Below are 15,150 nucleotides of genomic sequence, written 5' to 3'. Positions count from 1 at the left end.
CATCAAGATTTAATGTCATACAAAGAGGTACGGAAAACATTAAATTATATAATAGTCTTACTGGTAGGATAGTTAAGTTTACACGAAGGGACACCAATGATTTATTACATACTTTGAGATCTAAAGAAATTAGTTACAGTGAAACAAATCGTTTGGTTGATTTTTTGGTGGACAAAAAGTTCTTGATTAATAGTGATATAGATGAATTCAGAAAAGCCACAGCACAAAAGGTTAGCAGTTTATCGGAAGATAGAACGCTAAACTTAATCATAATGCCGAATGAAGATTGCAACTTTCGTTGCGGGTATTGCTATGAGGACTTTGAAAAAAGTGAAATGAACGAGAAAACCATAACAGGGATAATTAACTATGTGAAAAATAACATTCATAAATACGAAGCATTAGTTGTCTCATGGTTTGGTGGAGAGCCTTTAATATCACTCAATGTCATTCAAAAATTGTCGAAAGAATTAATTGAAATTTGCGATAGTAAAGGTGTCGAATATATGGCTGGTATTACTACGAATGGGTATAACTTAACTACAGAAGTATTTACCGAGTTACTAAGATATAAAGTACTAGGTTATCAAATCACACTCGATGGTACGAAGGAAACTCATGATCAATTTAGAGTGGGTAAAAACGGAGAAAAAACTTTTGACAAGATTGTTCTGAACTTGATGAACATTAGAGATATGTTCGAAGAAAATAATTTTCAAATTATGATTCGCTCAAATATTAGCGAAGGGACCTTTCCTGTCATGTACGAGTATATAGATTACATAAGTAAGGAATTTTCCGCAGATGAAAGGTTTCAAATGCACTTTGTTTCGGTTAAAAATCTAAAAGGGGAACAGAGCGGTGATATCCACCTTTGTGATACGAAAGAATTATTTCCTTTTTATTCCCACGCTCAAGACAAAGGATTTGACTTTAGTTTCTACAAACAGACCCTTCAACCGGGAGGGAGCGAGTGCTATGCTGCTCTTCCAGGCTCATTTGTAATTGGTTCTGATGGAATGGTTTATAAGTGTACAGTTGCATTTAATAATCCATTAAATCATGTCGGGAATATTTACGAAGACGGAGAGATGGAGATTTACGAGGATCGTCTGTTTTTATGGTTATCAGGAGGGGCAAACGAGGATTCAGCATGTACAAGCTGTTATTTTAGACCATCATGCCAGGGCAATGCTTGTCCATTAGAAAGAATTGAGGCAAATAAAACTCCTTGTCCTCCTGTTAAAAGAAATATCAAAAGATATTTAGACATTATTGAGGAGGATTTGGTTTATGAAGGATAAAAAAATTGTATTCGGTATCACTGGAAGCATAGCAGCTATAAATGTAACTAATTATATTTATGAACTTCTAAGTTTATATCGTGTAGAGGTTGTGCTAACTAAATCTGCATCTAATTTTCTCAATCCAAATGGACTCAGACCACTGGCAGATGGGGTTTATACAGATGCGTTTGATTTAAGTTCAAACAAAGTACCTCACGTTAATTTAGTTAAGGATGCTGACCATTTAGTAATCCTTCCAGCTTCCGCAAATTTCTTATCAAAGATGGCGAATGGAGTAGCTGATGATTTGCTTTCCTTATGTGTGTTGAATTATAGTAAACCCATTTTTATAGGGCCAAGTATGAATCAGACAATGTGGGAAAACAAAAGTACCCAACGAAATGTAAATAGCCTAAAAGAGGATGGCCATGTGTTTATAAACACATATGCTTCGGGATTTGAGGCATCATCAGGTGACACAGTATTGTCAGAGGCCGCTTTACCATCTCCAAACCAATTAATGTATTATCTGAGAGAGCAAGAAAACTCTGATTTAGTTAATAGTTAGAATAATGTTTTATAAATGGGAACCAATCATGATATATGACCAAAGTAGGGTGTACCAATAATTTTGTGTAAATCCCCTTTTGTAGATGTTAGCTCTGAATACATAATCAGAAAGTCTCTATAGCCACAGCGTTAGCTGCTTGTCCTTGACCTTGTGCCTCTTCTTTGTGATTCGCTGTGTTGGGTATAGGGGGCCCTGCCAGCGAGAGCATAGAAGAGTACGGTCGTGGTACCATAAAAAAGCGGGTGGAGCCCTTATGTTTTATATTTTCTGCATCCGCCGCAGATATACACCACGACCGTAAACAAGGTCAAGGATGGCGGGTTCTAAGTCAATTCTCCAGAGTTTCAAACATGGCAACTAATTCAGATTTTGCCTGATCAAAACCTCGATGGCAGCGCATGCTGAATTTATGATTATACTCTAGAAATCGCGTGACAAGAAAACGTTCCAAAGCCTCCTCGTTTGGAAACTGCTCTTATTTCTTTATTGAAGGCTTCAATTAAATTTGTCGAATAGATACTCCGTTGAATAGAGGCAGGGAACTCATAAAATATTAATAATTGTTCATTTTTTACAACTGCGTCAATGACACGTGGATATGTCTTTTCCCATTTGCTTTGAAACTGTTCTAACGCTTGCAGGGTTTCTTTTTTGTCTATGGCATGATAAACAGTTTTAAAGTCACCAAGTATCTCTGAACGGTTTTTGACACGAACCTTCTTAGCAATATTACGGGCAACATGGACACAGCACATCTGATGCTTTGCTTTGGGATAGACACGGTGAATGGCATCTGTCATGCCAGTTAAACCGTCTGAGACGAAGAGTAGAACGTCTTCAACACCGCGCTGATATAGTTCCTGCATCAATTCTTCCCATATATGTGCGGATTCTGTTGGTGCAATAGTAAAATCTAATACTTCTTTTATGCCGTCTTCCGTGATCCCAATTGCAATATATACAGACTCTTTCTCTACAGTGTTACGACGAATAGGGATTTGAGTAGCATCTAAGTAAATGCATGCGTAACGCTTTTCTAATTTACGTTCATGAAATGCTTGTACATCTTCTGCTACCAATTTTGTTAAGTTAGACACGGTCTGTTTGGTGTAATGATGTCCGTACATTCGTTCGATTAGATGTGCGATTTCATCTGTTGTAATTCCCTTTTCATAAAGATAAATAACAAACTGTTCCAGCGTGTCGTTGGAACGCTTATATGGAGCCACTGTTTGTTGTTGAAATTCGCAGTTCCTATCCCTTGGTATACGAAGTTGTAGCTCACCGTACTCCGTCTTAAAAGTACGGTCATAAAATCTATTACGAGAGTTACCTGAATGAACTCCTTTGCGTTCATACGGTTCGTAATCCAGGAATACAGTTAATTCATGTTTTAGTAGTTGGTTAATAGCTTCTTCTAAATGACGACGAAAAACTTGTTCAATATCTTGTTTTTTTGCTAGTGCTTCAATTAAATCTGTAGTAAGATGGTTCATAGGGAAGACCTCTTTTCTGTGAATTTTGTGTGCTAACTTTATTCTACAAAAAGGGTCTTCCTTTTTCTATGAACATGTTTAATTGGTATTTCTATTTACACAAAATATTTTACACTCTCGCGACCTGCTATGCATATTACTATTAAAAATAGCAACCTTTAAATAATTGAATACATAATTTCAACATATACATTACGAATGCTTAACAAACTACTTATCAATTTTTCAATTTATAAGCCATAACTGATAATAATAGATCGTTGGTTATTAGAGCTAAAACTTAATGATTTCTCCCAACCCTCCTATTTTTTAACGTCCACCCTCGTCAATCTGTTCATCATAAACAACAACACAAACGAAAAACCAATGCTAATGAGCGCATAATAGGTAGCAATTTTTGTTTGCCCAGATTCAATAGCAAGATAAATGGCGGTTGGAATGGTTTGCGTCTTTCCTGGAATATTCCCGGCAAACATTAAGGTTGCTCCAAATTCACCAAACGCCCGTGTAAAACTTAAAATAAACCCCGTGGCAATTGACCGATAGGATAACGGAATGGTAATTAGAAATAGCAGCTTCCAATTAGATGCTCCATCTACTTTGGCCGCACCACGAATAGTATCATCAACCATTTGAAAACCGGTTTTCAGTGATTGATACATAAGCGGGAAAGCAACTACACTTGCAGCTATAACTGCTGCAGTGACGGTAAATAACAGGGGTTGTCCGGTTAGCCAGGAGATAGCTTGCCCAACAAAGCTGTTATTACCAAAAATAATAATTAATAAAAAACCAATGACGGTTGGCGGCAAAACAAGAGGAAGGAAGACAACCGTCTCTAAAATGGCGCGTCCTTTCACATTTTTTTCGGTCATCCAATACGCCACAATCATAGCAAATACAAATACAATCCCTGTTGCGATACTGGCTACGACTAACGAAAGTTGAACAGGGTGCCAAGACCACATCATGTATCCTCCACCAGCTTATCACGAATGACAAATCCGTAAGCTTCAAATAGCGCTTTACTCGTTTCATTTTGCGCATAGTTATAAAACTGTTCTGCCGCTGCTTGCTTTTCTTGAGAACGTTCATTACCATTTTCAATGACCGCTACATAATAGGATATTGGGGTATGTAATGCGCCATCTATTTTCTCTATAATATCTACTTCGTTCACACGATGGAGATCACTGCTATAGACTATACCAGCAGACACCGCTTTATCTTTTACTAATTGCAAGACATGAGATACGTCTTTAGCAAATACCATTTGCCCTTGCAACTCATCCCAAAAACCCATTTTTTGTAATGCTTCTTGCGCATAGAAGCCTGCTGGTACGGATTCCGGTGTACCAAGAGCAAATTTTTGATTCGTGTTAACAACATTTTGTAGCGTTGAAACAGAACCATCTTTTGGCTGGATAGCAACTAATTGATTATGTAACAATTCCTCGCCTTGTTCAATATACCCTCCCTCTAATAACAGATCGTAATCTTTTTTAGAAGCAGAAAAAAAGACATCAATAGGTGCTCCTTGTTCTACTTGCTTCCGTAGCGCCCCTGTCCCTCCAAAATTAAATGTTACTTCCATATTCGGGTTTTCCTTCTCAAAGTTTTCTTTTATTTCTGTTAATACGTCCATCATGCTGGAAGCCGCAGAAATCGTAAGTTCTATGGAGCCTTTGGCATTTGAGTTAGAGTTAGATGCATTTCCACAAGCAGTTATAATGATGAGCACAGCTACAAGTATGAGTATGGTTTGTTTTTTCACATTGCTCCATCCTTTTATACGTATCTTATTGTTGCCACTTTATTTCATTCAATAAAAGTGATTGACTCTCTTCAAGCTTACGTCTTATAATACGAGCCTCTTTCATCATTTTCCTGTTTAACCTTGCTCTAAATCTTTGCTAACTTCCATGACAAGATGTCCCAATTCAGGCAAGATTAACTTTTCCATCGCTAGTTTTACCGCCCCACTAGAACCTGGTATGGCAAAAATAACACGATTTTGCGAAACGCCGGCGACTGCTCTTGATAGCATGCTTGCTGAACCGATGTCCAATTGGTAACTAAGCATACGAAATAACTCACCAAAGCCAGGTAATTCTTTATCTAATAATGGCTTGACAGCTTCAATGGTGACATCGCGTTTGGAAATGCCTGTACCTCCATTTATAATCACAGCTTCTATGTCTGTTCCATAGCTGTTTATATGCATTTCAATCATGCATTTTTCATCTGGGATTACATCGTAAGCAGAAACAGTATGACCTTCCTCTCCCAAAAAGGATTGAATGAATCTTCCACTTTTATCGGTTTCCTTATTTCTTGTATCACTGATGGTTAAAATAGCACATGTTACAGCCTTTGGTGATGTCTTTCGATGGTCTTGTAACAATCGTGTAGCCCCCTTAATGTTCTATATTAGCCACATATTTGTGATATTCGGACTGTCGATTTATATTAAAAAATGCTTTGGTATCATCTATTTTCACATAACGTGTAGCTATTTTTTCCAATAAGTGATCAACCTTCCGTTCTTCCTGATTAAGCTGCGTTTTGATCTTGTCTTTTATAGTACAACGAAATAACCCTACAAGGACTTGCATTTTTTCATCTACTATGGGAATAACTGCGTCTACCTCATCTCCCATCTCCCGCAACAAAACCTCTAGTACTTCTGACTTCATAAACGGCACATCGACAGGCAAGGTGAGCAACCACTCTGTTTCACAAGAAGTCATTGCGGAATAAATTCCTGCAAGCGGACCATCCCCTTGATAATGCGGTATATCCTCTATGATTTTCACATCCGTATCATCATGCCTAAAGCAAGCCGCTAAAGCGGGACTAGTTACCAAAAAAATCTTGTAAACCAACGGACGCAATACAGCGATGGAAATTTGATAAAAAGCTTTTCCGTCTTTTTTAGCAAATGCTTTTGGGGAGCCAAATCTTCTTGACGCCCCTCCCGCAATGACGGCTCCAGTTATATCCTGTTTCATGGAAGCCCTCCTTTTTTAGAGCTATTTAAAGTAATAAGAAATCACCCATCACACTGTAAAGTGAAAGACCGACGACTTTATTGGTGGAAATTTCAAGAGGTCACCAATAGAGATACAGTGAGGATTTTATCCCACATGGATTGTTTAGTATCCCATTGATATAACCCATAGATCTTTCAAAGATTATTTAGGTGTTGTTATCTCCGCTTAGACTTGCATTTTCCGATTATTAAAGTGGTAGTCTTGCTGCACTTTATATTCAAGAAAAAATTACCCTCCGCTTACAGGAGGAATAAAAGCAATTGTATCCCCAGCTTTTATCACTTCTGAATCCATTACATATTCCTCATTAATTGCTGTCATCATTGTTTCCATTTGCGATAACGAATAGCTTTCCTGAAGTTGCTTTTTCAATTCATGAATAGTCATTTCTTCAGCCTCTACTTGTAAACGGTCTGTTCCTATGTCTTCTCGAAGCTGTGCAAATAATAAAACCTCTACCATGCATACCCCTCCTTCTATTAAAAACACTTGAAATATAATGTTTATCGTTTGATTAGTCCTTAGCAAAGTGAATTTGCATCGATTCACTCTATTTATCTACGCATCTATTGCTTGAAACTTAGCCACCTATATAAGACATTTCAATTTTTGTCTTATTCTTTGCCGACTCTTCTGTTCGTTCATCCGAGTACCGATCCGTTCTGTTCTGCCACGTCGATACAATCGCTGCACGCACAGCTTCATCACCAGAATTAGAACGTAGTATACTTTTTAAATCTAACCCATTAGATGCAAAGAGGCATGTATATAGCTTCCCATCAGCCGCAACTCTTGCTCTTGTGCAAGTAGAACAAAAAGACTCGGAAACAGAGGTAATAAAGCCAACTTCTGTATTCGTTCCGACATAACGATACCTTTTCGCAACTTCACCAACGTAAGCAGGGTTTACGGCTTCTAAAGCAAAATGCTTGAATAATTCATCATAAAGTTCTTTTTTTGTCATCACTTGACGAAAGTTCCAACCGTTCGCTGTACCAACGTCCATAAATTCAATAAATCTCAACGTAATTCCACGTTTCTTAAAATAAGTAGCCATTGGAATTACTTGATGATCATTCATTCCTTTTTTTACTACCATATTGACCTTAACGCCTAACCCGACTTCTTTAGCCTTATCAATCCCCCTTAAAATCATTTCCGTTTTGTAAGCGGCATCATTAATTGTCATAAAAACATCGTCGTTTATGGCATCTAAGCTCACATTCACCCTATGCAAACCTGCCTCCTTCAAACGAGGAGCCATTCGCTCCAATAATGAGGCGTTCGTTGTCAATGCAACATCTTCTAATCCATGAATAGACATTAGCTTATCAATTAACACTGGTAAATCTTTACGCAACAAAGGCTCTCCGCCCGTTAAGCGAATTTTCCTTATTCCTAATGAAACAAAAATTTTCGCCACTCGCTCTATCTCTTCAAATGAAAGCAACTGCTCTCTTTTCATAAACGAAAAATCGTTGCCAAACATTTCCTTTGGCATACAATATCTACAACGAAAATTACAACGATCTGTCACAGAAATTCGCAAGTCATGTAAAGGACGTCCAAATTTATCTTTCATTTCAGACAAGCAACCCCCTCCTTTTCCCTTTCTTCTTACGTCCATTCTAACAGAATTAATCTTTAAAAACCTTACAAAATCGTGAATTATTAGAATAAAGAAGTTGTTTAGCACAAAAGCAATTCAGAGGGGTAAAGAAAGCACAAAGCGTGGAGGTAGTATCAAGACCTAAACTGTAAAAAGTCATATAAAATAACAGATGATACATATTAGTCATGTATCATATGTATCATCCTTCTTAGTCTTGTTCCAGAATCGCACCCGATTTCTTAATAAGCTATAATTCATTAAAATTGAAAAGGTATCATTATTTATCAAAGTCGATTATTATTGGGTCTAATTCTAACGGTTCATTTGGATCTTCACCAGTCAAAGCCACTTTTGGGTGAATTTTAATATAATTAGTTTTCCCCTTTATTGGCTGTGGAATAATACTTCTGCCTTTAACAATAATCCTATCGTCTTTTTTGGTAGTTTCTAGATCAATTCCGTCCGTGGAGATAAAGAGTTCTTTACCTTGATCATCATAAACCTCTAGACGTACCTGATTATGTTTTCCTTGAATTGGAAAATTAGCGGTATAATTAATAGCAGTAGATGCTTTGCCTTCTGTAATTGAATCGAAATGAACATTTATTTCTGAATTCTCTTTTTTAGTTCCTTTATCAACATTTACTATCTCATATGGTAACTGGTTTATCGGGACGTCAAACCGCCAACTTCCCTCCGTACCACCTATCCTCTTAAATTCTAATGGAAAAGTAGTTTCTGAAGGTAATTCATTTTTTGGGTAGCTAAATTGTATATGTCCTGTATAGCCATTCTCAGTTGGCTGCAAATACACTAGTTCTTTACTATCGGAAATGCCATCCTTACCATCATATATTTCATAAAACCCTTGAACTTGACCATCTTCTTCTGTTTTCAGACTACCTTTAACAGAAAAAGTAACTCCTATGACTGCTCCATCATAATAGGCTCTTGTAACAGATACATCTATACCTTTATAACTGGATGTTTGATTCAATTCTGTTATCAAATCTTGAGTTTGTAAATTTCGACCTACAGCGTCATTGAAGGCATTATACACATTCCCAACCAATGGCACCTCTGCCATTACGTGTGATAGAAAGGGAGAAACGAAACTGGAAGAAATAAATAAAGTTGCAGCTGCAACTATAGACCATATAATTTTCCTTGTATTATTTTTATTTTTAGGTACATTATGATTAGCACGTTCCTTCCCAGCCCTTATTGCATCTAAAACACTATCTCTAGGTACTTCAATCTCTTTATATACTTTTTGAAGTGATTTTTTCTCCATTATAGTTCATTCCTCCTAACAATTTTTTTAATCGAGCTTTCCCCCTGCTCAAAAAGGTTTTTACCGTATTTTCAGGTATTTTCATTACCTTAGCTACCTCACTTATAGAGAGATCTTGAAAGTAAAAAAGAATAATCGCATTTTTGTGCTTTTCGTTCAACCTATTAATTGCCTCTAATAAGTCCAGATTCTCCTCTCTTTTTTCCCGTTCATCCGTAGTAAGTTCGATCATATTACTCAGAGGTAATTCTTTCTTGCTCTTTTTCAATACATCATACGAACAATTTATAAGTATTTTTGTTAGCCAAGTTAAAAAGTATTTTTCATTTTTTAATTGACCAATTGATAAAAAAGCTTTGTAAGATGTCTCCTGGACAACATCTAAAGCATCTTCGCGATTCCGAACATATAAGTAAGCAGTGCGATACAGTTGATCGCCGTGCAAAACAAGTAATTCCTCTAGACATTCCCTGTTTCCCTTTATCGCCTTTTTAACAAGTGTAAGTTCATTCATCAATTTGACCTCCTCTCCACCTATTAGAGTGAAATTATTATATAAAAGTTTCAACTTTTTTATCCTAAAAAAACAATGGTTCCGTCAACATAAAAAAAGAGCGTCACATAACGACTCTTCTAATATGACATGTTGGATACATGTTTTGATAAGGTTGTAAAAATTTTTTGATTATTCTCTGCAACATTTCCTCAATCCGTTGTTTTACTATTTCAGTTGTCTTTGTGAATGTTCTAGTGTAATGTTCTTTTGTCTATCTAACTCAGAAAAGCCTACCACTAGGTCTTTATATGGGGGATTATAACCACAAATTAGACAAGGTGGGGCTTCCATATGAGAAAAGTTTCCATTTAAAAAGCGTGACAAGTTCTATAAGGGTTGTCCATCGCATTTAAGCTTGTGATTTTGCCACAACGCATCTGTTATGAATGTCTTCTCCTGCTTTCATTTCTTGAACTTCACCATTGAAGTCAAAGCTAAAAACACCTTGCTTTATAACTGTTACAAACGCTAGTCTTTTCGTATTATCTAATAGCTAGCTTGGCATATCTTAATGTCATTTCGGGGGATGCAAGAGCTAATAACTGTTGTACTGTAAGAATATCCACACCACCGTTCAACATTTTTATTCCATAAGTATGTAGGTATGTAGGAACTGGTGTGTTTTGAAATAAAACAAATTAAATTTTCGTCAGTAATACTTTTTTGTATTGCAAATTTATTTAGGTTCTCTCGTATAAAACCCTGATCAAACAGATTTACCTTTTCGTTTACCACGATAGCAAACGAATTTATATCCTTCGGGATTGTTGTGCAAATCTAATATGTATAGAAAAGAGGATATATACTTATATATTGAAAAAATATCCTCTTTTTAGTTTAGTCTATTTAATTTCACCCTCTACTCTTTCTATTACTCCAAGAATAGTCTACAAACCATTGAACAAATTATACATTCATGTATTCTGTATAATCCATACCCCATTTTAGAAAGAGAAAGCTCAAAGCATTTTTCTTTAAGGCAAGGTTATACTTCGTTCATGCACTTACAACGCTATTTTTGTAGCATCTTTCGGATATCATCACTGAACAAATGCCCATCTAATACGCCTGCCATATGCCCTTTTAAGCTCTCTATTTCTACTAATTCTGCTTCTTTGCCTAACTTCAACAACGTATCAACCATACGACGATTATAAATGGTCGGCTGTAGTAAATCACGCGTGCAAGAAATCATTAACACGTTAGCCTGTATTCTGTCTAACGCTTCTTCTAATGAGCCTATACCGTGGGCGATATCATGCATCATCGTTGCTCGACAAGTATAATACCAATGACTAGCATCCATAACTGGCATTCCCGCTTTCACAGCGTCATACAACTGTTGCTCGTAACCTGTTTTCATATGAAAATATTCGTAAGGAGCTTGTTCATCACTATTTCGCTGATATGTATCTTCATACAGCTCTGGTGTAAACGCACCTGCATTCATCATTTGAATAGCTAAGTGCAAGCCTTCTTCAGGTCCTTGATCGTCCACATAATTACCATTGTTCCAGTTCGAATCTAGTTCAATTGCTCGCATGGCATGTTGTAGCACATTAAACGATGTTATGACTGGATTTTGTGGATTTGTTATTACTCCAATTACACGTTCTACCATGTCTGGATAGTGGACTGCCCAATTTAATGAAATAAACCCGCCAGCTGAAGCCCCCATGACAGCATGTAGTTTCTTAATACCTAGCTGCTTCGTAATAAAATCATGCTGTATACCCGCCATATCACGAAATGTAAATGGCGGAAAATCCATCCCCCATATTTGCCCTGTCTCTGGGTTAATTGTTCTTGGGCCTGTTGTAATTACCTTCGGATGATAAGCTTGTACATTCGCCAAATTATCTGTACTAATAACAAAGAATTTATTCGTATCAACTGCTTTACCTGGGCCGATCAAAGAGTCCCAATAGCCGCTTGTCTCATCCTCAGGAGAATACTTTCCTGCCGCATGGCTAGAAGCGCTAAAATAATGTGCCACTACCACTACATTTGATTTGTCTTTGTTTAATTCCCCGTATGTCTCATACCCTAAAGTTACAGGGATCGCTTTCCCGCATTCCAATGTATAACTGTCTAACGAAAATTGCTTTTTTTCAACATGATTCATATCCATCGTAAAGCCTCCCTTTCATCATTTCTTTAGCTGATTGCTTGCTTTTGATCTTCTGTCTTCCCTCCTGTTTCTGGTAGTAAGAAGGAACCAATAAAAAATGATAAGCTTAATAGAATCGCACAATATAATCCAGCCTGGAAGCCAGATACATCAATTAACACTCCCACAAAATAATAGGCAACCGTTTCAAACATATAAGCAAACGACCAGAAGAATCCCATGATTAACGTTAATTTGCTTGGTGTCATATCAGGAAGCTCTTGTGGAATCGTAACCAACGCTGTCATTGGCAAGAACATGAAGAATCCGACCAGTGCTGCCATAGCTAACGCCAATGCACCCGATGTTGTCATGACCATGATTACAGCTGATACCGTCATCGCTAGCCCTGACCAACGAAGTACTGGCAAACGGCGAGCAAATCGCTTCGTTACCATAATTCCAAATATCGTTCCGACTACTCCGGCGATCGCTACTACTGTACTCAGCGTTTTTGGATTGATCGCAGCACTATCTGAAACTGGGAAAATTGTAAGAATAACGATATATAACAATAACAAGCCAGCATAAGTAAACGGAAAGACATAATTAAACTTATCCTTTAAACCATCTTTAAATGTGTATGCTTTCACCGTTTTTTGATCGTTAGAGGTTTGATTTAGTTCAAAATCTTCCCCAAATATGAGCCATAATACGAATAACACAAGGCTACAGGCTGTAAAAAACAGGATACTATTTTGCCAAGTTACTAGCCACGTAAAAACAGGTGTTACAACAACCATAGCAATAATACTTCCCACATTATAAGCTGCTGCATTAATCCCATTAATAGTAGAGCGTCGTTTTGGATCAAAATAACGAATAACAATTGGTCCAAAATATACAATATATAGGGCTCCCCCAAAACCAGTAATAAACCTTGTTACAACAAACATCCAATATTCCGTTACGAACACACCTAAACCACTTCCGAGTACAATTAACAACGAAGCAAAAGCAATTGCTTTTTTCGGTTGTAGTTTAACCAAAAACCATGCTGCTAGTAGATTACCTATAATTTTAGCAACCGTAATTGCATTTGAAATAAATGTCGCGGAAGCAAAATCTGTCAACTTAAAATGCTCCATAATTTGCGAGGTCAGTGTCGTCCCCGCAATCCAGCTAACCGCAAAAAATGCATACGTAAAAAACATAATCGTTTCCATGATATATGCCCTAACGCCATTTTTCTGAATCGCTTCATTCATCGTGCTATCCCCAATCATTATTTTGTGAGAAAATCACTACCCATATCCTGCTCACTCCGATTATATATGAGCCCCATAGGACCTTCTTTAAAAATTGCTTTATCCATTAATGTTAAGTCCTTACTAATCAGTGGTGTAAATTCCATTTGTGCCAAAACATCTCTTTCTAAATCGATTCCTGGAGCTATTTCTATTAATGTCAATCCATTTTTACGTAATTCAAACACAGCTCTCTCCGTTACATACAAAACAGGTTTTTCATTTTGTTTCGCTACTTTTCCACTGAAGGTAATTTGCTCTACATCGCTGGTGAATTTTTTCACTTTTCCTTCCTGTAAGATTACTAACCTTCCATCACATACTTCCATTTTTAACCCGCCAGCTGTAAATGTCCCACAAAAGACAAGCTTTTTGGCATTTTGTGTAATGTTAATAAATCCACCACAGCCTGCAATTTTAGGTCCGAATTTTGAAACGTTTACATTACCTTTATCATCACATTGAGCTAATCCTAAAAAGGCTATATCTAGTCCTCCTCCATCGTAGTAATCAAACATATACGATTCATCAATAATCGCGTCCGGGTTTATGGAGCATCCAAAATCAAGTCCGCCAACTGGAGTTCCTCCAAATATGCCTGGTTCAATCGTGGGGATAAAATGGTCTTCCTGTCCTTCTTCACTTAATACATTAGCTACCACTTCTGGAACACCAATCCCATAATTAATTACTTTCATTGATTGGGTTAAGGTCTTCGCACTGCGTCTTGCGATTACTTTGCGTATATTTAATGGATAGATAGATTTTTTATCATTAACTACCAAATCACTACGTATAAAAGCTTCATTGTATTGTGTGCCGAATGTTTGCATATGGTTTTCTTTATTTTCTACAACGACGATAGCATCAACTAAGACATGAGGAATGTGAACATTTTTAGGATTTAGTGAAGATTCCCGTACAACCTTTTCAACTTGAACAATTACTTTTCCGCCGTTGTTTCTGGCATTCATAGCAAAGGATAGAACATTTAAAGTTAGTGGTTCATCTTCTAAACTTATATTTCCTTTTTCATCAGCGGTTGTACCTTTTAAAATAGCAACATCTATCGGCAGTGTTTTATACGCTAAATAATCTTGACCATCAAATTGAATTTTTTCAACAATATCCTCCGTGGTAACTGCATTTAACTTACCGCCATCCCAATCAGGATCAACAAAAGTCCCTAAGCCGACATGAGAGATTAAACGCGGATGACCTGCTGCACTTTCACGAATGAGCTGTGTAATAACCCCTTGCGGCAAATTATATGCTTCTAACTTATTCTCTTCGACGAGTGGAGCGAGACGAGGAGCCATTCCCCAATGCCCCCCTATTACTCGTTTAATTAATCCTTCATGAGCGTAGTGATTAAGCCCCTTGGATGCACCATTTCCATCCCCTATACCAGCGGCATAGATTAACGTTAGGTTCTGTGGTGTATTCGTTTCGATGTATTTATTTTCAATTGCCATATGAATTTCCTCAGCAACTCCTGTACCAATAAATCCCCCTATTCCAACTCTATCACCTGTGTTAATCAAATGTACCGCTTCTTGAGCAGACATAAATTGTAAGTTATCTTTCATCTCTTTCACACCTTTATGTTTCATGATCTTCACATAACTTGAAACTATTTCAAGTCTGGAAACTATTCGCCAGAGCAAAACAGAATGCGCTTTCACAACTGTTCTCGATGATTTACGAGAAACTGTTCCTGCTTCACGCTTATGTGTTATAAAATAAATCTACACTGGGCTTTTTTCTCCCACTAATTGTTCATACTACTTAGACAGCACCTAAAGGCCTCTAAGTCAAATTGGGTATTTAGGTGCTGTTATCTGTACTAAAAAACGTGTATGTGA

General features: G+C 37.1%; 13 protein-coding genes and 2 pseudogenes. 2 read left to right on the top strand and 13 right to left on the bottom strand.

All coding sequences use genetic code 11. The features are described 5' to 3' along the window. Positions 1–113 precede the first annotated feature (113 nt). Positions 114–1,304, top strand: a complete 1,191-nt coding sequence (locus tag B2C77_RS03050) for a radical SAM/SPASM domain-containing protein (RefSeq protein WP_254843927.1) — start codon at positions 114–116, stop codon at positions 1,302–1,304. After that, complete coding sequence (locus B2C77_RS03045) at positions 1,294–1,854, top strand: flavoprotein (RefSeq protein ID WP_077702351.1); 561 nt, start codon at positions 1,294–1,296, stop codon at positions 1,852–1,854. The genes B2C77_RS03050 and B2C77_RS03045 overlap by 11 nt, the downstream gene beginning before the upstream one ends. A gap of 331 nt (positions 1,855–2,185) precedes the next feature. On the opposite strand, the pseudogene B2C77_RS03040 reads toward B2C77_RS03045, so the two are convergent. From B2C77_RS03040 to B2C77_RS02985, 13 genes and pseudogenes are all read right to left on the bottom strand, one after another. Further along, a pseudogene (locus tag B2C77_RS03040) lies at positions 2,186–3,353 on the bottom strand (IS256 family transposase). 302 nt (positions 3,354–3,655) lie between these two features. Beyond that, positions 3,656–4,324: a molybdate ABC transporter permease subunit gene (gene modB, locus B2C77_RS03035; RefSeq protein ID WP_073006960.1), complete on the bottom strand. Its 669-nt coding sequence runs from the start codon at positions 4,322–4,324 to the stop codon at positions 3,656–3,658. After that, complete coding sequence (gene modA, locus B2C77_RS03030) at positions 4,321–5,127, bottom strand: molybdate ABC transporter substrate-binding protein (RefSeq protein ID WP_077702350.1); 807 nt, start codon at positions 5,125–5,127, stop codon at positions 4,321–4,323. The genes modB and modA overlap by 4 nt, the downstream gene beginning before the upstream one ends. Positions 5,128–5,244: 117 nt before the next feature. Next, positions 5,245–5,757 (bottom strand): MogA/MoaB family molybdenum cofactor biosynthesis protein, encoded by a 513-nt coding sequence (locus B2C77_RS03025; protein ID WP_077701818.1) that lies wholly within the window; start codon positions 5,755–5,757, stop codon positions 5,245–5,247. A gap of 13 nt (positions 5,758–5,770) precedes the next feature. Continuing rightward, complete coding sequence (gene mobA, locus B2C77_RS03020) at positions 5,771–6,364, bottom strand: molybdenum cofactor guanylyltransferase (protein WP_077702349.1); 594 nt, start codon at positions 6,362–6,364, stop codon at positions 5,771–5,773. Positions 6,365–6,634: 270 nt separating this feature from the next. Then, positions 6,635–6,868: a molybdopterin converting factor subunit 1 gene (moaD, locus tag B2C77_RS03015; protein ID WP_073006949.1), complete on the bottom strand. Its 234-nt coding sequence runs from the start codon at positions 6,866–6,868 to the stop codon at positions 6,635–6,637. A 118-nt stretch (positions 6,869–6,986) separates the two neighbouring features. Beyond that, positions 6,987–8,033: a GTP 3',8-cyclase MoaA gene (gene moaA / locus B2C77_RS03010; RefSeq protein WP_077702348.1), complete on the bottom strand. Its 1,047-nt coding sequence runs from the start codon at positions 8,031–8,033 to the stop codon at positions 6,987–6,989. A 262-nt stretch (positions 8,034–8,295) separates the two neighbouring features. Then, complete coding sequence (locus tag B2C77_RS03005; protein WP_077702347.1) at positions 8,296–9,312, bottom strand: DUF4179 domain-containing protein; 1,017 nt, start codon at positions 9,310–9,312, stop codon at positions 8,296–8,298. Continuing rightward, a complete protein-coding gene (locus B2C77_RS03000) occupies positions 9,281–9,826 on the bottom strand; it encodes a sigma-70 family RNA polymerase sigma factor (RefSeq protein WP_077702346.1) in 546 nt (181 codons plus the stop codon). The genes B2C77_RS03005 and B2C77_RS03000 overlap by 32 nt, the downstream gene beginning before the upstream one ends. A 103-nt stretch (positions 9,827–9,929) precedes the next feature. Continuing rightward, a pseudogene (locus B2C77_RS21935) lies at positions 9,930–10,637 on the bottom strand (site-specific integrase); the annotation flags it as partial. Between the two features lie 243 nt (positions 10,638–10,880). Then, complete coding sequence (locus tag B2C77_RS02995) at positions 10,881–11,993, bottom strand: alpha/beta fold hydrolase (protein ID WP_077706810.1); 1,113 nt, start codon at positions 11,991–11,993, stop codon at positions 10,881–10,883. Between the two features lie 32 nt (positions 11,994–12,025). Next, positions 12,026–13,246, bottom strand: a complete 1,221-nt coding sequence (locus tag B2C77_RS02990; protein ID WP_077702345.1) for an MFS transporter — start codon at positions 13,244–13,246, stop codon at positions 12,026–12,028. A gap of 17 nt (positions 13,247–13,263) precedes the next feature. Then, positions 13,264–14,898 carry an acyl CoA:acetate/3-ketoacid CoA transferase gene (locus B2C77_RS02985; protein WP_077702344.1) on the bottom strand — a complete coding sequence of 545 codons (1,635 nt, stop codon included), beginning with the start codon at positions 14,896–14,898 and terminating at the stop codon, positions 13,264–13,266. Positions 14,899–15,150 lie beyond the last annotated feature (252 nt).

Source organism: Virgibacillus dokdonensis (assembly GCF_900166595.1).
Taxonomy (GTDB): Bacteria; Bacillota; Bacilli; order Bacillales; family Amphibacillaceae; genus Virgibacillus; species Virgibacillus dokdonensis.
The sequence above is the reverse complement of the archived record's forward strand: the minus strand, read 5'-3'. Positions and strand labels throughout refer to the sequence as shown.